The 20,702-nt window shown below is 39.6% G+C and carries 16 protein-coding genes and 1 pseudogene; 13 read left to right on the plus strand and 4 right to left on the minus strand.

Annotated elements, in window-relative coordinates:
* The first annotated feature begins 7 nt into the window (after positions 1–7).
* The 8 genes from ACTJKA_RS09695 to ACTJKA_RS09730 all read left to right on the plus strand — a co-directional run bounded on the left by ACTJKA_RS09695 (position 8) and on the right by ACTJKA_RS09730 (position 11,665).
* Entirely contained in the window at positions 8–4,024 is a 4,017-nt protein-coding gene (locus ACTJKA_RS09695) for a phage tail tape measure protein (RefSeq protein ID WP_440607733.1), read from the plus strand.
* Positions 4,024–4,857, plus strand: coding sequence for a phage tail domain-containing protein (locus ACTJKA_RS09700; RefSeq protein ID WP_440607734.1), 834 nt, complete (start codon positions 4,024–4,026; stop codon positions 4,855–4,857). Before ACTJKA_RS09695 ends, ACTJKA_RS09700 begins: the two co-directional genes overlap by 1 nt.
* A gap of 12 nt (positions 4,858–4,869) precedes the next feature.
* Positions 4,870–6,591 (plus strand): phage tail protein, encoded by a 1,722-nt coding sequence (locus tag ACTJKA_RS09705; protein WP_440607735.1) that lies wholly within the window; start codon positions 4,870–4,872, stop codon positions 6,589–6,591.
* A gap of 38 nt (positions 6,592–6,629) precedes the next feature.
* Entirely contained in the window at positions 6,630–8,582 is a 1,953-nt protein-coding gene (locus ACTJKA_RS09710) for a right-handed parallel beta-helix repeat-containing protein (RefSeq protein WP_440607736.1), read from the plus strand.
* A 2-nt stretch (positions 8,583–8,584) separates the two neighbouring features.
* Complete coding sequence (locus ACTJKA_RS09715) at positions 8,585–9,859, plus strand: phage baseplate upper protein (protein ID WP_322535917.1); 1,275 nt, start codon at positions 8,585–8,587, stop codon at positions 9,857–9,859.
* A 17-nt stretch (positions 9,860–9,876) separates the two neighbouring features.
* On the plus strand, positions 9,877–10,176 hold the full coding sequence (locus ACTJKA_RS09720) for a hypothetical protein (protein WP_440607737.1): 300 nt from the start codon (positions 9,877–9,879) through the stop codon (positions 10,174–10,176).
* A 213-nt stretch (positions 10,177–10,389) separates the two neighbouring features.
* Positions 10,390–10,809: a phage holin family protein gene (locus tag ACTJKA_RS09725; protein WP_111292142.1), complete on the plus strand. Its 420-nt coding sequence runs from the start codon at positions 10,390–10,392 to the stop codon at positions 10,807–10,809.
* Positions 10,810–10,855: 46 nt separating this feature from the next.
* The gene (locus ACTJKA_RS09730) at positions 10,856–11,665 is read left to right on the plus strand and encodes an N-acetylmuramoyl-L-alanine amidase (protein WP_440607738.1); all 810 of its coding nucleotides are present in this window, start codon (positions 10,856–10,858) and stop codon (positions 11,663–11,665) included.
* 99 nt (positions 11,666–11,764) lie between these two features.
* Here ACTJKA_RS09730 and ACTJKA_RS09735 read toward each other — a convergent pair whose 3' ends face one another.
* From ACTJKA_RS09735 to ACTJKA_RS09750, 4 genes are all read right to left on the minus strand, one after another.
* Complete coding sequence (locus tag ACTJKA_RS09735) at positions 11,765–12,232, minus strand: SMI1/KNR4 family protein (protein ID WP_251218873.1); 468 nt, start codon at positions 12,230–12,232, stop codon at positions 11,765–11,767.
* A gap of 39 nt (positions 12,233–12,271) precedes the next feature.
* A complete protein-coding gene (locus ACTJKA_RS09740; protein ID WP_440607739.1) occupies positions 12,272–14,065 on the minus strand; it encodes a T7SS effector LXG polymorphic toxin in 1,794 nt (597 codons plus the stop codon).
* A gap of 304 nt (positions 14,066–14,369) precedes the next feature.
* Positions 14,370–15,029 (minus strand): hypothetical protein, encoded by a 660-nt coding sequence (locus ACTJKA_RS09745; RefSeq protein ID WP_322535910.1) that lies wholly within the window; start codon positions 15,027–15,029, stop codon positions 14,370–14,372.
* Between the two features lie 189 nt (positions 15,030–15,218).
* Positions 15,219–16,193: a hypothetical protein gene (locus tag ACTJKA_RS09750; RefSeq protein WP_322535909.1), complete on the minus strand. Its 975-nt coding sequence runs from the start codon at positions 16,191–16,193 to the stop codon at positions 15,219–15,221.
* Between the two features lie 157 nt (positions 16,194–16,350).
* Between ACTJKA_RS09750 and ACTJKA_RS09755 the strand changes: the two genes are divergently transcribed.
* From ACTJKA_RS09755 to ACTJKA_RS09775, 5 genes and pseudogenes are all read left to right on the plus strand, one after another.
* Positions 16,351–17,874: a recombinase family protein gene (locus tag ACTJKA_RS09755; protein WP_440607740.1), complete on the plus strand. Its 1,524-nt coding sequence runs from the start codon at positions 16,351–16,353 to the stop codon at positions 17,872–17,874.
* Between the two features lie 34 nt (positions 17,875–17,908).
* Positions 17,909–17,995: pseudogene (locus ACTJKA_RS09760) on the plus strand (hypothetical protein); the annotation flags it as partial.
* A gap of 149 nt (positions 17,996–18,144) precedes the next feature.
* Positions 18,145–18,585, plus strand: coding sequence for a MarR family winged helix-turn-helix transcriptional regulator (locus ACTJKA_RS09765; protein WP_007501606.1), 441 nt, complete (start codon positions 18,145–18,147; stop codon positions 18,583–18,585).
* 7 nt (positions 18,586–18,592) lie between these two features.
* Complete coding sequence (gene racE, locus ACTJKA_RS09770; RefSeq protein WP_099496659.1) at positions 18,593–19,411, plus strand: glutamate racemase; 819 nt, start codon at positions 18,593–18,595, stop codon at positions 19,409–19,411.
* A gap of 101 nt (positions 19,412–19,512) precedes the next feature.
* Positions 19,513–20,574 (plus strand): GerMN domain-containing protein, encoded by a 1,062-nt coding sequence (locus ACTJKA_RS09775; protein WP_125589917.1) that lies wholly within the window; start codon positions 19,513–19,515, stop codon positions 20,572–20,574.
* Positions 20,575–20,702 lie beyond the last annotated feature (128 nt).

Genomic DNA, 20,702 nt, shown 5'->3' on the forward strand with positions numbered 1-20,702 from the left:
TGAGGGATTGAGCAAAGACATTAAAGTAAAGCTGTATTCTAATTCGTCCCAATTTAACGGGGAAATGAAAGCAATTGCCGTTCAAATGAAGAACATAAAGTCTGAATTTGAAAAGAATCGGACTGCCGTCGGTGTGTGGGGTAATGAACTGAAAACGTCGCAAACAAAAGTCAGAACCCTTTCACAGCAATTAGATCAGCATAAAATGAAGGTCAAAGCACTTGAAAGAGCTTATGCAGATTCAGCCGTTAAGAAGGGGAAGGACGCTAGAGAAACCCAAAATCTTGCCCGTCGGTTGAACTATGCAACAGCTGAAATGAATAAAACGCAAAATGCGTTAACACAAACGACCAACAAAATTAAGAAGATGGAAGCTGAAATAAAACGAACCTCTTCTTCGCTTTATAAAATGGGCCAAAGAATGAATACAGTTGGCAACAAAATGAGAAGTACCGGTGCTTCGGTAGCGATGACTACCGGTGTTGCTTTCGCTAGCTTGGCCCTCCCACTGAAAGATGCTGTGGAAGTGGGCATGTCATTTGAAACGCAAATGAGCAAAGTTAAAGCTATTTCAGGGGGAACAGCTGCAGAAGTTGAAAAGCTGAAAAACCAGGCTAAAGAGTTGGGGGCAACAACTGTTTTCACTGCCAGTCAAGCAGCAGACGCACAAAGCTTCCTGGCGATGGCCGGATTTAAAGCAAACGACATTTATGCAGCGATGCCAGGTATGTTGAATTTAGCAGCAGCAGGTCAACTAGATTTAGCCGCCGCCGCCGATATTTCTTCTAATATGATGCAGGCTTTTGCAACGAAAGCATCGGAAGCTGGGCACGCATCTGACGTAATTGCATACGGCGCAGCAAATGCAAACACGAATGTGGAGCAAATGGGAGAGGCCATGAAGTTCCTTGCACCTAACGCCAATTCACTTGGTTGGGGCCTAGAAGAGTCAGCGGCCGCAGTCATGGCGTTTGGTGACGCAGGTTTACAAGGGTCTATCGCAGGACAAGCCTTTGGTACGTCTTTAATTAGGTTAGCGACACCAGCTAAAAAAGCTCAAAAAGAAATTGATAGATTAGGCTTTGCGTTCTTTGATGCGGCGGGAGATATGAAGAGTATGCCGGAAGTTGTGGCCGAAATGGAAAAGGGCATGAAGGGTATGACGAAGGAACAGCAAGCCGCAACCTTAAAAACCATTGTCGGCGCTGAATCTTATAAACATTGGGCTATTCTTCTGCAAAAAGGCAGCAAAGCACTGAAAGAAAATACTAAAGCCTTAAAAGAATCAGACGGTGCCGCAAAAAAAATGGCCGACACAATGCTTGATAATGCGCGGGGCAGTATCATTGCTTTCCAGTCTGCAGTTGAAGGGGCAAAGATTAAGCTTACTGAAAGTCTACTTCCTGCACTTGGGAACCTAGCTGAAAAAGGAGCAGACATCGTTTCCATGTTTAACAAAATGGATTCTGCCACAGCTCAAACGGTTGCTAAAACTGCGTTGTTTGCTACGGGAGTTTTGGGGGCCACAACAGCAGTTGCAACGCTGACGATGGGTATCGGTGCGCTCTTAGCATTTACGGGTCCGGTGGGGCTTGCCATAGTTGGTGGAACGGCTTTACTAGGAGGCATTGCCGTTGCGACGTATGCTTACAATGAGCAGCTGAAAAATCAAAAGAAACGCCAAGAAGAAGCAAAAGAATCGGCTCTTCTATATGGTGAGGGCGTTTCTAAAGCGACACAAAAGGCAGCCGGTTCATATGTGAACCTACGCGAAAAAGCTACGTCGCAATTGTTCCAACTGACACAGGTTTCAGGAAAAGAAGCCGAGAAGATGGCAAGCAATCTATTGTCTACTTATCAAAAAATGTCCACTTCACTTATTAAGGAGTTAGAAGGATTTAAGACTGATGCAATAGCAGTTCTCAAAGGACTATTTGAAGACCAGGAAAAAGAGACAAAGAAAATCGGAGAAGATTGGACAGATCAATTAGTTGGTAACATCGACAAGGATGTTCAAAAAGCACGAGAGAAAATGCGCCAACTTGAAAAATTGAAGGATGAAACAGGTTTATTATCATCAAATATGAATGCTTCACAAAAGAAACAATTTGATGGCATTATTTCATTCTTTCAACAGGCGACGAGTAAGTTTGCGGCCAATCAAAAAGACGCATTGGCTATTCAACAGAGGGTTTCCGAGAGTCAAAACAAGCTCTCTTTTAAAAATGCAAAAAGCTACAATGATCAAATCACAGAGCTATACAAAGAAGGTCAGAAAGCAGCGAAAGAAGACCGAGACTATAGAATTAAAGTCTTGGATGAAGCTATTGTAAAAGATGCAAAAAATGCTGAAAGATACAAAGCGTTAAAAGCGAAAACGAATGCCGATTACCAAAAGGATCTTGCTAAGAACCTAGAAGCGTATAAAAACAATTCAAAAGCGTTATTTGATCAAATGGCTCAAGACGGGAAACTGCTGGACTTGGAAACAGGAAAAGCCCTTGAAAAGCAAAAAGAGTATTCCAGTAATTCAATGGGGATCTTTGTTGAAATGGAAGAAAGTGAAGCAAAGTACCAAGAACGATGGGCCGAAAAACAAGTAGCATTCTTACAAAAACTTGGAGACAGCAAAGAAGAAGCATTAGAAAAAACGAAACAAGCGCTTATAGAGTTTAACGAGGGATTGGGCCGTTCTACAGAAGAGTCAGCGAGCAAAGCAAATGAAGCGATTGAAAAGATAGAAAACGAATTCAACCGTGCAACATCTGCCCGTGAATCAGGAAAGAAAATGGGCGATGAATTCGCAGATGGCATAACAGCTGCGACGCCTAACACGTTAGCAAGTGGGTCGATCCTTAAACAAACACTGGATCAAAAATTGCGAGAAGAAAACGGCACCCCTAGAATTGCAGGACAAGAAAAAGGTCAATCGTTTAGTGAAGGTATTAATTCGTCAAAAGTTAACGTATCTAACAGTGGTACAGTTCTGCAGCAAGCACTAAAACAAAAGTTAAGTGAAGGCAATGCAGGAGCTAAAACATTCGGCTCACAAAAAGGCCAATCATTTAGCGCAGGTATAAGCTCAACAAAAGGCAGCACAAGCACTGCAGCAAGTAGCGTAAACCAAACAGCGTTATCAAACCTAAACAAAAATACCACTCAAGCTACTCAAGCAGGAGAGACAAAAGGGAAAAGTCATAGTGCGGGAATAACAAGCACAAAGGGCGCCAATACGTCTGCAGCATCATCCGTTAGTGCGTCAGCAACAGCCCAACTTGCCAAAACAACCGATGGCGGAGGCGGACAAAAAGCAGGGAATCAATTCGCGTCGGGCATTCGTAGCCAAGCCGGAAACGCTAGTAATTCGGGTAGCACCGTAGCACAATCAGGAAAACAAGGCTTATCAAGCGTGAAAACAACTGGCACAGGTGCCGATTTTTCTAAAGGTTTTGCTAACGGTATTCGTAGCATGGGGGGCACAGGCGGTACGATATGGAAAGCTGCATGGGCCATCGGTAAAGTTGCAATACGTTCGCTGAAAGATTCCATACAATCAAAATCACCTGCAAAGAAGACCATTGCAGAAGGTGTGAACTTTGGCGATGGGTTTATCATTGGGCTTGGAGAAAAAGCGCAGGACGTGAAAAAGAGCACTGCAGCTATGGCGCAAGGTGCTATGACGTCCTTTAAATCTGAAATTAATAGAATGGCGTTTAACATCCAGGGGGCAGCAGATGAAATAAACACGATGCGAGCCGAACTGACCGTGAGAAATGAGATTGATACGCCTGTATTAAACCAAAAGCTAGATGCCCTTATTAGTCTTCTATCAAACAATTTACAAACGAACAATGAAAGCGTAAGTGCTGCAGGGCAAACAATCAAAATCCATCCTGCGCCTGTCATTATTGGCGGTGAGCATTTAGCAGACATCGTTTTTAATCAAGGAGACACATCTATTCTAGACAAAAAGAGCGCTCAAAAATATGAGCAGAATGCCTATAAAGGAGGGCTGAAAAGATAATGGATCTGTATATTGATTTCAGAGATGGTTTAGGGGAGCAACCTTTGTCAGGGTTACTGCCCTATTTTAAGTTGCTTAGCTTTGCACCTGACGCGCCAAGCACTGACAGGGAGCTTGTACAGTTAACGAGGTTTAACGGACTTGTACCGACGCAGCACCCGCGCGACATAGTGTACAAAGAAAGGTCTATCAAGGTTGAGATATTGCTTGATGCTAAAATCGCGGCAAACTTTTATCAGTATAGACATGAGTTTTATAACTTGGTTGTTCAGCCCTCTTGGTATTACATTTCTTGTGATCTTCTTCCTGGGAGGCGTTTTGCGGTTACATGTGACGGAGGGTTTCAGATACCGAAGGAAAAGCAAAAAAACCAGGTATCTTTCCAAGTAGATTTTAACAATATCACAGGGTTAGCAGAGTCAAAAGGCACTTCTTTAAGCGCACAAAACTTTTCTAGTGAAAGATGGTTTTCAGGAATGGGTATCCAAAGGCGCGACGATCTACAGTACCGTTTTAAAAACAAAAAGCGTTTCAGTGTGTTCAATCCTGGTTTACCCATTAATCCAATGCAGCATGATTATAACGTGCTGCTAAACGCAAAGGGAAAAAACATAACGATTATCAATCACACGAATAACGAAAGATTGAAAATAGAAGCCGAACTGAAAAAGTCACAGCAAGTCAGAAACCTGAAACAGTATACCGTTGTCGGTAATAAAAGATTGAAAACGTCGGGAAGGCTACCGTCCTTAGATAAAGGCATGAACGAGTTTGAGATACAGAACACCAATGATTTTGAAATTGTATTCGATACAAGATTTTATTTTCCGTAAAAGGGGGATGTCATGGCTGCAGCAGATTTTATAAAGAAACTAGCACCAGGAGCGCAGAAAGTCTATAAAAAATATAATGTCCTAGCGAGCCTTGTCATTGCTCAAGGGTGCTTAGAAAGTGGTTTCGGATCAAGTGGTCTTTCTAAACAAGCAAATAATTTGTTTGGAATTAAAGGGACATATAACGGTAAATATGTTCTCATGTGGACAAGCGAACAAGATAAGAAGGGGAACGTTACAAGGATACAAGCGAAATTTAGAAAGTATCCATCTTACGCGGAGAGCTTAGCTGATCTTGGGAGTCTATATACTCGTTTGAGTCGCTATAAAAATGTGGTAGGTGAAAAAGATTACAAAAAGGCTACTGCAGCAGTTTCAAAAGCTGGATACGCCACGGATATCAACTATGCAACAAAATTAAACAGTATCATTTTTACTTACAAACTCACACAATACGACACCTTTGATGATGCGCCAGATGAACCAAGCGAACCTGAAACACCACCTAAACCGACATATCCAAGCAAGGAATATCAGGGAAAGGACGTAGAGTTAAACGACGGACTACCTTCTGATATTGATTTTAGGCAGCTGCATGTCTCAACCAAAGACGGCAAGGAACTTGTGGAAATCGTGGGCGCAGTATTGGAGCTTCAAGACGATACAACAGGTAAGAAGAGTTTCACATTTACCCTTCTACGGACTGAGGATAATGGGGCAGAATTTGATTTGCTTGTTCCAGGGAACATACTGTATTTAGACGAGAAAGTATACAACCATCAAAAGTATTACATTACAGACATTGAGCTTGATCAGAGCAGGAAAAACGTGCTGCAGAAAAAGGTAACGGCCAATCATGTGTATACTGTTCTTCTTGTAAATAGCAGAGTCGAGGAAAAAACGTCAAAGAAACTGAACATCAAAGAAGCCCTAGACATTGCACTTGCGGACACACCTTTTCAATATGTTCTCAAAGAAAAAGAATCAGCATTTGATACGGTTGATCAAGACGGCTTCGGCGAAAAGAATAGAATCGAATTAATGGATCAGATCGTTGATGATTATGAAATAGAGCTTGATGTAAACAACTACGTCATCTATGTATATAAAAAGATGGGAAGAGTAGTAGATTACACTTTCGACAGCCGATACAATATGCCAGGCTTTAAGTTGAAGATCAATGATCAAAACACATCAACGCGCGCTTGGGGTTATGGGGCAGAAAAGAAAGCTAAGAAAAGTGATACTAAAACGAACGAGGATGAAAAGGAGAAAGAGCCTGAATACGAATTTGAGCCTATCCTATACATCCATCCTGATGAAGATAAGTTACTTATTGAGGGAAAGCCGCGCTGGGGTGAGCCGATAAGAGACGACACAGTAAAAAAGGCAAGCAACATGGTATCTGCTTTGAAAAAGCACGTAAATCCATATCCTGACGTGGTCGTTGAGGCAGAATACCAGTATATTTATGAGCCAGCACTACAAGGAATAGAAGAGGATTTTTGGAAGGGCGACACAATACATGTCATTGCTGATACGGCGAACGGGATCACGTTTGAAGACGATGTAAGACTAGTGTCTGTCACCTATAATCCCCTTAATCCTTATGACAGCCCTAAAATGACTTTTGCCAACTTCCGAAAAGACATTCAAGATTATCAAGTAAGTCAGGCGCGGCAGATTAAGCAGCAAAAAAGATATATAGATCAGTTGATGAGAACGCTCAATTAAGAGCGTTTTTTCTTTTGGAATTGAAAGGAGTGAATAGATTGGTCCGGCTTAAAAAGGATTATGACACAACCCGTAACTCGGTCTACGAATCCCAATTGCGTGGGGATATGAAGACAATTGAAAACGAGCTTAATAAAAACGCTACAGAATTATACTCTCATAAGAACCATGAAAAAGCGCACTCTTCTAATCAGATTAAACATGGGCTATTTACTGTTGCCAACAGGATTGACAATGTGTGGGCTAGATTGACAAATCTTGTATTGAACCATGATGGCAAGGACGTAAAAGAGGTTGTAGATATACGAGTCGCAACGGACGCTAGTATACACAAGACGGCTAAAGATCGCCTAGACTACGAGTTTGCAATCATGAATAGTCGATTTGTTTATAAAAACGCACTTACCTTCGGTGTTGATCCAACAGGTAAAAAACCTTCGGCGGCAGCTATTCAGAAAGCGCTGGATGAGATACACCGTCAAGGCGGTGGGCAGTTAATCATTCCCGACGGAATATATTTGATTGAAAAACGAATGGTCGTTTATGAAAACACACGGGTTACAATGGCGCATAACTGTGTTCTACTGCGTGGTTGGGCTGGCGGATTTTTTATTAATGGGTTACCAACGGATCATTTCAAAGGCTATAACGGGCGAGGTAATATCATCATAGAAGGCGGTACACTTGATGGGAACTACGCCAATATAGGCAAATATCCTACAAATGCAATGGACTCAATCATCTTAGGTCACGCGTCTAACATTATAATTGATCGCGTTATTTTTAAGGACACGATCACGGCTCATGCCATTGATGCCAATGGAATTAATAATTTACAAATAACAAATTGCAAGTTCCGAGGCTTCATTGATTTAAGTCCTGCTAAAAACAGACCTTATTCTGAGGCAATCCAGTTAGGAGAATTTACGAAAGCAGGAATGAATCAATTTGGTGCATTTGATGGAACACCGAACAAAAATGTATTAGTGGCTCATAATGAATTCGGTAAATCCGACCTGCTTGGTGCATGGGGGTGTGGTTCAGGAAACCATTACACAGTTTATGATGTTTTTCAAACTGATATTACAATTTTCGACAACACCTTTGAAGACTGTGGCTTCGCTGGAATTAGAACATTCAAGTGGGGTGAAGTGAAGATACTTGATAACAGATTCAAGCGCTGTCGTGATTGTGTTAGGATCACGCAAGCAAACGGAGGTATTGAAAGTTCTAAAAATATCGACGGAACTCAGAAGGATCGACCACAAAGTGCTCAAAACGTATTGATACGAGGAAACGATTTCTACGATTATCGAGACTATGCAATCCTGACTTTCGGGCAGATTTATAAAAAGGAAATTGCATGGAGTGATGGCATTAGAATACTCGGAAACTATTTCCATCTCAAAGCGCAGAGCAATGGTCAACATAAAAATGAACAAGCAATTAAACTTGTACATGCTAAAAATGCACGTATATCTGAAAACAGATTGTACGGCGGTCGTCGTGGAATATGGATCGAAGGGTGTTTTAATACATTTGTGGAAAGCAACGAGATTTCTAATATGGATACAGAGGCAGTATTCATTGAAAAAAGCAGAGATAAAACATCCACTGTAACGAAATCAGCCCACGTTACAATAAGCAGAAACGAGATTAACTCTACAGGTCGAAATGGGATATATGTACAAAATTGCGATTACTTTGACATTTGCGACAATAACATTTTCAACACCAATAAAGAGCAGGATAAAGCAAAAGGTCGTGGTGGTATCTACGTTGGCAGCGGATACGACGGACGAATCGAAAACAACCGAATTCGAGGAGTCGAAAAATCATTTGCGATACTTGTAGACGCTAAAGCAAGGGAAGTTAACGTTGCTAATACTAAGGGGACAGGTAGAGTCATTGTTCAAGGTAGCAACTTCAACGGATATTATGGTACTAAAAATGACGATTACATCCGAAAAATTGTCACAAAGGAGGCGTGATGATGGTAACTAAAAACGGGACATTGTCTTTTGATGTAAATGCCTATTCAAGTTCAAGCGTCTCAACCAGTATTAATTTTTGGACACAGGATCGTCAGACTGCTCGGTTGATATTCAAACTCACGAAAGATGGCGTGCCGTTACCTCTAGCAGCTGTCACAGGGAAACTTGTATTAGTGATGTCTGACGGCAGCCGATTCATTAGGGACGTAACGATAGTTGATAGAGTGAATGGTCACGCCGAATACGTTTTATCAGACAAAGAGGTCAAGCATTATGGAAATGTACAAGCTGAGCTGAATTTGTATTATACAAATGATCAATCTATGTCTGTCCATCAGTTCTCTTTCAAAATATCTAAGTCTCTTATAGATCAAGAGATTGTGCCGATTACTGAGTATTATGTGGATGAATTTGAGGCGTTAAGAGAGAAAATAAACTCGTTGTATGAAGAGTCTATACAAACGATTGATGATCTGAGGGCCAAGTTCGAGGACTTGGAAAAAATCGAAACTAAACAAGGCGCGCAGTCTAAAGCAGATGCAGCACTTGCAGCAGCAAAAGAATATGTTGATCCGCACCTTGGAAACAAAAAGATTCACGTAACAGAATCAGACAAAAACAAATGGAATAATGGCCAGATCTATAAACTAACGCAAGATTCAGGGACACGAAAATTGATACCTGATGGTGCTGACTTATTAACATTGCCGCCGGGGTTGTATTACGGGATTAACAACAGACTTTTAAATAATCCCGATCCATCTGATATTGGGTGGTTTAATTATGACATATCGGAAAGTAATTCAGATCGAAAAATGATTATAGCTGTAGCGAGCTATAAAAACACGATGTGGTTTAGCACTGTTCACGGTGATGTTTTCAGAGGTTGGAAACGAGTCCTCACAGACGCTGATACTGTTACTTCGTGGAAGGTCCCCTCCCTATCCAAAGGTTGGAAGCAATATGTATCATCAGACGGCATTCCGCACACATTACGTTACTCAAAAGATGCTTTGGGAGTCGTGGAGATCATTGGGTCTATTACTGGTGGGGTGATAGGTAATGATGTCGAGGCATTTACACTGCTTGATGGATTCTTGCCCATGCAGCCAATGCACTTTATTGGTATCGCATCCAGTTTGGGAACACCGGGTGTACCACAATATCACCGAACCTATATAGGTACTGACGGTCGAGTTTGTGTTCAATCTTGCTCGAATACGGTGAATCCCAATGAATTTATTACGTTTGGATTCCGTTTTAAAGCAAAGTAACAAAGGGAGGTGCGAATATGATCTGGGTTTATAAATATGATGAAAATTACATTTGGCAAGCTGGTAAAGATATTTTAGTAGATGTAGAAAACGGAGAAAAAATACCCAAAGGCTATACAGATAAACAGCCGCCAGATGGGCTATTTATTGCAAAGTATGATCCCAATAAAGAAGAATGGTTTGAGGCGGCATCTAAAGAATACATGGATAGTTTGCAGCCTGATCCACCGCCACCAGATGATGTAGCGCTGCTAAAAGAACAAGTCGCTCTCCTTACATTGCAGCTTTCGCAGCTGCAGAAAGGCGGGGCATCATGATTTATCCAACGGCGGCCGACATAAAAGTATTTTGGGATTGGGGCGTTTTGAAATCATGAGGGAATACGTGTCATTGAAAGTGATAAGTAAAACAGAATTTGAAGAGATCACAGGATTGAAGTTTGAAAAGCCTGCTGTCTCTGTGGATTTAGGTTCAACAGCATCTTAACAGGTGCTTTTTATTTTGCCTTCTTAAAGGAGGTGATTAACGAAATGGAGGAAACGATAGTGTTTATTAACTTTGAAACTTTAGATTTAGCGAAGACTTATTTATTTGGCGGAGTGAAATTTTTAGACTTGCTCTTGCTGCTAAGCGTCATCGACGTGTTGACTGGAATTATCAAAGCTTGGAAAGTTGGCAAACTACGCAGCCGTACAGCATGGTTCGGTTATGTTCGTAAAATGCTTAGTTTTGTTGTCGTGATTGTGGCTAATATCATTGATCAAATTATGGGACTTAACGGAGTGCTGACCTTTGGTACAGTGCTTTTTTATATCGCCAATGAGGGGTTGTCTATCGTAGAGAACCTTGCACAGATCGGCGTTAAAATTCCGGCTTCCATTACAGACCGTCTTCATGTGATCGAAAACGATAGTCAAAAAGATGAATCAGAAAAGAAAGCTGCTGAGTAATCGGCGGCTTTTTTCTATATAAAACAATTTGAAGGAGTAGATGAACATGACAAAGAAAATTATGCTTGATCCGGGACACGGCGGACATGATCCAGGCGCAGCAGCAAACGGGTTGAAAGAGAAGGATCTTGTATTAAAGATTGTAAAGAAAACAAAAGCGATTCTTGAAAAGGTATACGGGGCAACAGTTAAGCTCACAAGATCAACTGATGTTTATATTGATCTGTCCCAAAGAGCAAGACTAGCAAATAATTGGGGTGCTGATTATTTTGTGTCTATCCACATCAATGCTGGTGGAGGAACGGGTTTCGAGACGTTTCGTTTTGATAAACTATCTGCAGCATCTGGCACTGGAAAGCAGCAAAAGATTGTGCATGATGTGATTCTTAGCAAAATCAAAGATAAAACATCAAACCGCGGAACCAAGTCTAAAAATTTAGCAGTTTTAAGAGAAACAAAGATGCCTGCGATTTTGACAGAGAACCTTTTTATTGATCGAAAAGAAGATGCTGCGTTGCTGAAACAAGAGTCGTTTCTGAATTTGTTAGCCGAGGGACATGCAGAAGGAATCGCGGCGGCTGTCGGTATAAAAAAGGTGTCTTCTTCAAATAAAACAAAGCCTACTAATAAACCAGCGCCAAAAGGCGTTAAAATGGCCGTGGTGAAGCCGAATGCTGACGGGTGGCTATGGGTTTATGATAAGCCTAGTTGGTCAGCGAAACATAAAAAAGTAAAGCCAGGAGAGGCTTTTACAATTGATAAGACTGTGACAGTTAACGGATCAAAAATGTATAAACTTAAATCGGGACTGTACATCACTGCTGCATCTAAATATATTGAAGTTAAAAAGAAGTAAAGAGAAAAGCCCTTCCTTATTGGAGGGGCTTTTTTGTCTATTGTTTTTAGAAGAAGTATATGACCATTTTTTTGAAATTTATTTAAATCTCAAGTCACTTTAAGCATGAATATAATAGTCTGGTTCTTCATCCATTTTCTTCAAAAAATCTTCGAGTGATGTTGCAATTTTCTTTTCAAAATAGTATACAGGACAAATACCGTTCTCTTGTTCTTGGTCTAAATCTAGAGTGATATATGTTCCCTCACCAACTTCAAAAAATACTAACATGTTCTCGGGGTATAGTTCCCTAATGCTTGAATCTATAAAATCGTCCTCATCTAGTAAAAAATCAGCAACACTATGTGGATCCATTAACCTATCTCTATGGGTTTTATCAAGATTACAAATAAATCCATACCCTACTTTTAAATAAAACTCTCTTAGTTCATCAGGAAATTTTTTCCCCACTCTCTTTTCTGCTTCAATAACATCATCTTCTAGGCGATATATAACGTGCTTTTTCTTTTCGTTTTGTGGGTCATCTATGTCTGATACATATTTATTGAAGAATTCAAAATCATACATAATCTCTTTCCTCCATATGAAATTTTATTATAATATTAATCATTTAAACAATTTTTTTTCTGGACCGTCTTTACGATGAATGCCACTTTGATGCTCGTCTGGTCTTTTGGCTGGATGGATGTTATACCATTCATTTGGACCGCCATGCTCATTTTTTATAACATGATGTGCATCATACCTATCACCTTTTTGAATATATACTCGCCCTCTTTTTGAAAGTACCGGTTCTGAATATGTAGGCCATTTTTGACCTGTGTTCTTTTCCCATTCATCAATTAATCCGTCTTTTTTTCGTTGAAAGTCTTGCCTGTGTTTCATTACATCTTCTCTAGGTAATTTATTGGAATAATCATTTTCTTTCAACTCTTTTTTAAGAAGGGTTCTTTGATTATCTGGTATTTTTCTTCCTGTAATACTTTCAACGTCTTTGATATAGTCTTTTACTCCATGTATCTTTTCGGAGTTTCTCGTGCCTTTGACCCTTTTTTCAACAGTCTCAACCCTCTTTACCACATTCTTCCCTTGATCAATCTTAAAAACATATTTCCCGCCTTTAATGATTTTCATCAATGGGATGATAGAGATTGCGGATAGGGCTTGGTCTGTGCTGCTGATGTTTTGGTTCGTTTCAGGGTCTTTGCCTGTGATGGCTCGGTAGCCATCGTAAATGCCGCTGTATTCTAGGACGATGTTTTCGGCGGCTGAGACGACTTCACCATCTAAGATGCGTTTGACGTTTCCATGGCTTCGGCTTGCTGGGATGTGGTCGACTTCTTCGATTCTAACTTTACCATTTGCGATATACGTTCGGATGATTTGTTTATTGGCGTAAACGGTATAACGCCCGCCAATGTAATCAACCTCTGATGGGTCTACGACGACTTCATCTGCGATATCGAACTCTTTGAGTTTTTTGATGCCTTTTACATTGTATAGTTTACCATTGATGACCCGGATGTCTCCATGAATCCGTTTTTTTCTGTTCAAGGCTTCTTTTTGCAACGGGGTAAGCGATGGGTCGTTGGCTTTTACTTCTGTGTGGATGTTTCGACGTGTATCATTGCGAACAACCGTATCCACATTTGAATGCTCTTTTTCATTCAGCTTTTTTAGCATGACCATCATTGGATTTTCATCGGGATTGTCTATTTTTTTATCTAATTCGTTTAGGTTACTACTGATTTTTTTGTCTTCCTCATCTTTGAGAATGGATCCTTTTTGATAACTGGTGATCTCGATTTTTGCACCAGTGAACATCGTGCCTAGAGTGTCTATGTATTCCTTCATTGTTTGGATGGAGTTCTTGGTTTCATTCAAAGCACTTGCTTGTTCTCGGTCAAAGGCATGGAGCGTGCCGATGGTTTTTGAGATGTTCATCCAGGCTTTTTGGTAGCTGGCTTGAAAAGCAGACTCGTCCACACTTGGTAAATCAATGATATGGCTGACCTTGCCGATGGCGCTGCTCGCATCTGACACGATATGAGATACAGCTCGTTCGGCATTTTTTAACCCTTGATCCAGCTCATGTTCGAGAAACGATTGTGAGATAAAGCCATTTTCATTTGATTCAAATGCGTGAAGTGCATTCTTTATCTTTTTGAGTGCACTGCTGTATTCTTCAAGGGTGACTTGAAAGAATTGCAAGAAAGGGATATGACACTCTGCATAAAACGCTCGAATGGCTTCTCCAGCCTCACCCTTTAATGCGCCATCCAGTGAAATGATTCGATTGATTTGACTTTCAAGGGATTTCATATGTTGTGATTGTTGTTTTAACTGTGTCAGGGTTTGATCAATTCCATGATGAAAAGCCTGAACATCTAAGGTTTTCATGGCATTCTCCTTTAATGCTTGGTTACAATCATTAGCGATTTTACCATTATACGGAGATTGATTGGGGGATAAATACTGAAATTCCGTGAAAATGAAACAATTTACATAGGTGATAAAGACTAGACGTTCAAATAACGAGTGTGGAAGAGTTTGAAGGTGTGTGTTATCACAAATAAAGAAAGATAGAAGAAAGACTGCTCTTATAATTAAAATCTCCATAAAATTTAAAAATCTGTTAAAAGACCACCCTATAGCAAGGTGGTCTTTTAACAGATTAGTATTAAAGTGCTTGATGAAAACATAATTATAAGTTTCGCGCTCTCTTCGCTGCTTTATTAGCTTCATGTTGTTTTGCATTTGCTCTATTGAGTTTGCTGTCAAAATGAGACGAATTGATATTATATTGGGCTTGTTTGCCCGCATGTTTATATGCGTAATCAGCTTCCTTTTGCAATTGTCTGGCTTTCCATTCTGCTTCCTTTTTTAATTTCTCTCTACTATTCGAATTATTCGAACCTCCGACAGAAGCTTTCCTATAACTACCTCTGTCAGAAGAAGTACTCCCCCCACTTTTAGACAAGAAAGCCGTAATCAAGAATATCAGATATAGTGTAGCGGAACCTACGTATAGTACAGCTTTCCATAATAATTTGATTAATTTTAGTATGAACCCTATTGCCTTAAGTGTATTTAATTTCGGGAAAAGTCTATCTCTTATTTTGACCAACACTATTACAATAAATAAACCAAGTAATGCTGCGGGAATCACAAGTATCAGACCGGTGGCTCCAAACGAATAGTTGTATGTATATATTGTTTCATTATTAGCATTCAAGAATTTGGTTAATTCTTTATCAGCAATATTATTAAAAATGGTAGTCAAAATCCAAGTGTAAACTATAAAGTGTAACGTCTTATAAAAACTTATATTTCTCCATATTTTCGATTCGTATATTTTATTCATAAGTTACCTCCCGTTTGTTTTATTTTACCAAAAACTCAATGTGTTTTATGTATTATCATAATAAAGTATTATAATAATACCACATTTATCATCTTACTTGTAAGTTTTAAAAGTTCCACTCATCTTATATTTTTTCATTTAGGGAATGTAAGTTCGGTTATAATGAATGAAACCCTTCAAGTCGAAGGGTTATTTTAAAGAAGATACTTTATCAGTGATTATCATATGTTCTCCCGAACGTTCGTATGAGAATTTGGCTAATGTTTCATCTTCATCTATATAAGGGACTTTCCAAAATACAGCTATCTGATTGACTGTATCATGATCTTTACCAATGTTTGCAGCTAAGTCATCACTATACATTTCAACCATGTTATAAGCTGTCTTACTTGTGTTCAATGCATCAAAAGATAAGTAAACAAGAGCAATTAACTTGTTCTTCTCACTCGCACCCATATCTTCGTTAATTTCAATTTTTTCAATCGATGTGGTTTTATAGTTCTCTTCGATAATTTTTTTGATTTCTATTTCTGCATCATCTTTTATTATATCTAACTCATCTTCTTCACTGTTATCTTCAACTTCTTCTGAGGTATAAACTTCATTTTTCTCTTCCTCTGCATCTTTATCTTTAGGCAAAGTTTCCTCCTCGGTTATAACATCAGAATTGTTAATCTTTAAATTTATTTCAGCAGTAGCTTTTAGTTCTGAGTCACCGCTAATCTGTGGACCAGTGAGGTTAGAACCATTGTCTCCTAAAATTTCTTGAACAACTTCAGTTTGTTCAAGAACCGGTAGTGTTTCGACATATACAATATATTTCCCATCATCAAATACTCCGTCATCTTCATTAAAGAATTTATACTCGATAGATCCACCCTTTTGAACAACTGAATTAACTATTGAGTTTTTATGAGAATTTTTGTGTTCAAGACGAATCCTTAATTTCGTACCTTTAGGTAAGTTGCTTTTCCCACTAATGATAATAATTTTATTGTTTGTGATTTCTTTATCCAAAGTGATCTTTACGTTTAATTTTTCTTTAGTTTCAATACTCTCTTCTTTTTTACTAGAGTTACTTGTGGAAGTGTTTTCTGTTTTGCCACAAGCAGATATGAATAAGGCGCATAAAATCAAAAGGAGAAAAGTTTTAATAAGATTCAAAATAGACCCTCCAAAACAAATATTTTCCAATTAAGTCTATCATATTATCGAATTGAAAAGAGGAGAAAATAATTTTTTTCCAAATTAAGAATATTACGGAATTGATGGTCAGGATGTTATAATTTAGTAAGAACAATTCACAATTGGGGTGTGTTATATGCATTTCCGCAAAGAATCAGTTGATGAAATCATCAAATATGACGATTACCCTTATAAGGTCTATACAAGGGTTTCGACAGACCGCGACGAGCAAATAAGTTCTAAGGAAAACCAAATTGACGTTTGCAGATATTGGATTGAGCAACATAATTACGAATGGGATGACCGTTCTGTTTTGTTAGACGATGGTATCAGCGGAACCGTCCTTGAAGATAGGGCAGCAATGAAATACATTTTTTCATTGGCGGAAAAGAAAGAAATAAAGATGGTGATTTTTAAATCTATCACTCGTCTTGCTCGGGATCTGAAAGACGCTTTATATATCAGAGAAATTTTGGTTTCTAATGGGGTTCGAGTAGTGACTCTTGAAGAGGACTATGACTCTCTTTACGAGAGTAAAGCGTCAATGAAATTTGAAATGTCTGCTCTGTTTGCGGAGCAGTTACCTAAGTCTATGTCAGTCAATATAAGTGGTGTACTTGCAGCAAAAGCAAGGCGCGGTGAACATTCTGGTCGAGTGCCCTACGGTTATATGAAAGAGGGTAAACACCTTGTAATTAACGAAAATGAAGCTCAAGTTATTAGATTAATTTTTCACCTCTATAATGACGAGGGCTTGGGCCATAAAAGGGTTACATACGCTTTGCAAGAAAAATGTAAGCTAGGTGAAATACCACCTCCAAAAAAACGTAGTAATTGGCAGCTCACAACAGTTCAAACCATTTTAAGAAACCCTATATATTGCGGTGTGCATATAGCTAATAGGCATACTACAATAAAAGTTGATGGTCGAAAAAAATTCATTCGGAATCCACCAGAAAAATGGACCGTTTACGAAGACTTTTGCCCGCCGATTGTATCAAGAGAGGATTGGGAAAAAGCAAATAATAAACTGACTGTCAATAAAAAAACTAAATTCACACCGTGGAATGAGTTGAGACAATTACTTATTTGTGGTAAATGTGGTTCTAATATGGTGATTATCCAAACGAGCAGAGCCAAAAAAAATGGTGAAAAAACGTATTGGAAATACGTTAAATGCAGTAATTACAGAAGAGCTGGTCAAGAAGGTTGTGTTAACCATGTTCCAATTACTTATGAAGAGGTCAGGGATTTAGTAATTGAAAATCTAATCGAATTCTCCAAGGATATATCACATGATTACAAAAAAAATGCACTTGAACAAAAAGAGAAACAAATGAAGTCTGTTAAAGTAGAGTTGAAATCCTTAGAAACACAGAATAAAAGATTGCTGGAACTTTATTTAGAAGATCAGATTATTTCAAAAGCCGAGTTCCAAACAAAGCGGAATGAAATTCAATCTAATATAATTAAACTTGAACAGAGTTTATTTTCCTTACAGCAGGTCCATGATGAGAAAAGTTCAATGATGGAAATGCAAGCAGTTCTTCGAGAGCTTGAAGACAAAGAGAAAGATTTAAAGCATGTGTTTGATAAGCTCATTGATCATATTGTTATCCACCCAAACGGAAAAATGATTTTTCATTATAGATTTAAATGATCCTGTAAGTTTTACTCATTTGTAAAAGGTATGCTTAACAAATGCCATGCAAAAGCTAGGAGTCAAAGGTCGTTCACAGGCCGTAGTCGAGCTTCTGCGTATGGGTGAGCTAGAGCTCTAACGTCAGCCGGTTTTCCTTCCGCACCAGGGAGGAGCCGGTTATTTCTATATCGTTTCCATGAGTCTCTTCTTGCAATTTCTTTGAAAAACGAGGAAAATAGGAATGTACGTTTTAATCAAAGTGAGATGCTATAGTGAGGTATCAATGAAATGGAAACGAATGAGTCAGGTCATGTTGCAGAAATTGAAAAATCATTGCGCCATATTGCTGCAATCATTAAGCAAAAAGGTAGAGAAATTCTGAATCAATATACGATTACACCTCCTCAATTTGTAGGGCTTCAGTGGCTTTATGAATTCGGAGATATGACAATAGGTGAGCTATCACAAAAGATGTATTTGGCTTGCAGCACGACAACCGATTTAATTGACCGAATGGAAAAAAGTGAACTTGTTGAACGGGTGAAAGATCCGTCTGACCGCCGCGTGGTTCGCATTCATTTATTGCCTGAAGGCGAGCGGATCATTCAAGAAGTGATTGTCAAACGCCAAGAATACGTCAGTGAACTTCTAGGGGCTTTCTCAGAAGAAGAAGCCATCGTTTTCAACCAATCTTTAACGAAACTACAGCAGCAAATGAAAAGAAAATGAGGCGATTTTGTTGGATCAACCAATCGGCGTGATTGATTCCGGCGTAGGCGGTTTAACCGTTGCGAAGGAAATCATGAGACAACTGCCAAAAGAAAAGATTATTTATGTAGGCGACACAAAACGATGTCCATACGGCCCTCGAGCAGAAGAAGAGGTTCTTCAATATACATGGGAAATGACGCACTACCTATTAAGACACCACCATATTAAAATGCTTGTCATTGCGTGTAACACTGCGACGGCGATAGCACTTGATGAAATTAAAGCAACACTTGATATCCCGGTCATTGGCGTGATCCAGCCCGGAGCCCGCACAGCGATCAAGGTCACAAACAATCAGCATATTGGCGTGATCGGCACTGTCAATACGATCAAAAGTGAGGCCTATAAAGAAGCGTTGCTCTCTTTAAAAGCAGGACTAACTGTTCAAAGTCTGGCATGTCCAATGCTGGTGCCGTTTGTGGAAAGCGGTACGTTTTTAGATCATACAGCAGATGAAGTCGTAAAAGCTTCTCTTGAACCGATGAAAGAAAAAGGCATTGATACGCTCATTCTTGGTTGCACGCACTACCCGATTTTAAAAGAACCGATTCAGCGCTTTATGGGCAGTGGCGTCAACATCATTTCTTCAGGAGACGAAACAGCGAGAGAAGCGAGCACAATTCTTTCATATAAAGGGCTGTTAAATGATTCGCAGGAAGAGCCTGTTCATACTTTTTATACAACAGGAGAGCAGCAAAACTTTCAAAATATCGCTCAAGACTGGTTCGGCTACCTGCCAGGGAAGGTCGAAACGGTTTCGCTTGAACACGTATATCAGCAATAACCTACTTCTCATGGAAGTGGGTTATTTTTTTATGAAAAGGGTCTAATCCTCTGAGGGAGCTCGTATACATACTAGTACAAACCACTAGAGGAGGGTGAAGTATGCTGAAAAAAGGAACTACAGCAGCTGTTACGTGTATTGCGTCAGCCATGCTTTTATCAGGATGCGGATTGTTTCAAACAGACCAAGCGAAAACAGAGATTGATCCACCACAAAATGTCACGTTTGTGAAAGAAAATAAAGAAGAGAAACAAACAGCGAAAGAAGGAAAAGAAGAGAAGCAAGCAGATACCGTCATGAGAGAATTATATTTAATTGATAAAAATGGGTATGTTGTGTCTCAATCCATTCCGCTGCCGAAAAACGAAGGAAGTGCGAAACAAACACTTGAATACCTCGTAGACGGGGGACCGATTTCTAACCTGATGCCAAATGGATTCAGAGCCGTGCTGCCGGCGGACACGAGCGTATCTGTCGATATTAAAGATGGCACCGCGGTTGTTGATTTCTCAAATGAATTCAAAAACTATAAAAAAGAAGACGAACAGCGCATTTTGCAATCAGTCACTTGGACATTAACGCAGTTTGATTCGGTAGCGAAAGTCAAATTAAAGATGAATGGCCATGAATTAAAAGAGATGCCTGTGAATGGGACACCGATTTCAGATGATTTAAGCAGAGAGGACGGCATTAATATTCAGCACGAGGCTGCGGCTGATATGACATCGACAAAGCCTGTGACCGTCTACTATTTAGCTGAATCTGACAAACAGACGTACTATGTCCCGGTGACCAAAAGAGCACCAAAAGACGATGATGATCCAATTACAGCAGCCATTGATGAGCTCGTCTCTGGGCCAAGCAAAACAAGCCAATTGCTGACAGACTTTGATCAAGATGTGAAGCTCAATGATGTCCCGAAAGTAAAAGACGGTCATGTGACCCTTGATTTCAATGAATCCATTTTTGGCAGTGCAGATGAAAAGAAAAAGGTCATTTCACAAAAAGTTCTTGATAGCATTGTGCTGACATTAACAGAGCTGCCAGATGTGAAAAGCGTGTCTGTGAAGGTAAACGGAAAGGCAGAGCTTGTGAACGAAAAAGGAGCAGAGCTCACAAAGCCAGTTTCAAGACCAGAACAAGTGAATACAGGTAGTTTTTAACGTCACACATTGATATAATGGAGAAAAAGAGGCATGCACATTCGCTGCCTCTTTTTTATTCCAAGCGATTAGAACGGATCGAGGTTGTCAAAGTTAATAGGAGAACCCCGCTGACACCCGCGCGGAAT

It is taken from the genome of Bacillus sp. 22190, assembly GCF_052045575.1.
In the GTDB taxonomy this organism is placed as follows: Bacteria; Bacillota; Bacilli; order Bacillales; family Bacillaceae; genus Bacillus; species Bacillus altitudinis.

Excerpts from the sequence above, each read along its gene's own strand:
- ACTJKA_RS09775 (WP_125589917.1), top strand. The coding sequence starts at position 19,513 with ATGCTGAAAAAAGGAACTACAGCAGCTGTTACGTGTATTGCGTCAGCC.
- ACTJKA_RS09765 (WP_007501606.1), top strand. The coding sequence starts at position 18,145 with ATGGAAACGAATGAGTCAGGTCATGTTGCAGAAATTGAAAAATCATTG.
- ACTJKA_RS09700 (WP_440607734.1), top strand. The coding sequence starts at position 4,024 with ATGGATCTGTATATTGATTTCAGAGATGGTTTAGGGGAGCAACCTTTG.
- ACTJKA_RS09740 (WP_440607739.1), bottom strand. The coding sequence starts at position 14,065 with ATGAAAACCTTAGATGTTCAGGCTTTTCATCATGGAATTGATCAAACC.
- ACTJKA_RS09720 (WP_440607737.1), top strand. The coding sequence starts at position 9,877 with ATGATCTGGGTTTATAAATATGATGAAAATTACATTTGGCAAGCTGGT.
- ACTJKA_RS09745 (WP_322535910.1), bottom strand. The coding sequence starts at position 15,029 with ATGAATAAAATATACGAATCGAAAATATGGAGAAATATAAGTTTTTAT.
- ACTJKA_RS09705 (WP_440607735.1), top strand. The coding sequence starts at position 4,870 with ATGGCTGCAGCAGATTTTATAAAGAAACTAGCACCAGGAGCGCAGAAA.
- ACTJKA_RS09730 (WP_440607738.1), top strand. The coding sequence starts at position 10,856 with ATGACAAAGAAAATTATGCTTGATCCGGGACACGGCGGACATGATCCA.
- ACTJKA_RS09735 (WP_251218873.1), bottom strand. The coding sequence starts at position 12,232 with ATGTATGATTTTGAATTCTTCAATAAATATGTATCAGACATAGATGAC.
- ACTJKA_RS09755 (WP_440607740.1), top strand. The coding sequence starts at position 16,351 with ATGCATTTCCGCAAAGAATCAGTTGATGAAATCATCAAATATGACGAT.
- ACTJKA_RS09715 (WP_322535917.1), top strand. The coding sequence starts at position 8,585 with ATGGTAACTAAAAACGGGACATTGTCTTTTGATGTAAATGCCTATTCA.
- ACTJKA_RS09725 (WP_111292142.1), top strand. The coding sequence starts at position 10,390 with ATGGAGGAAACGATAGTGTTTATTAACTTTGAAACTTTAGATTTAGCG.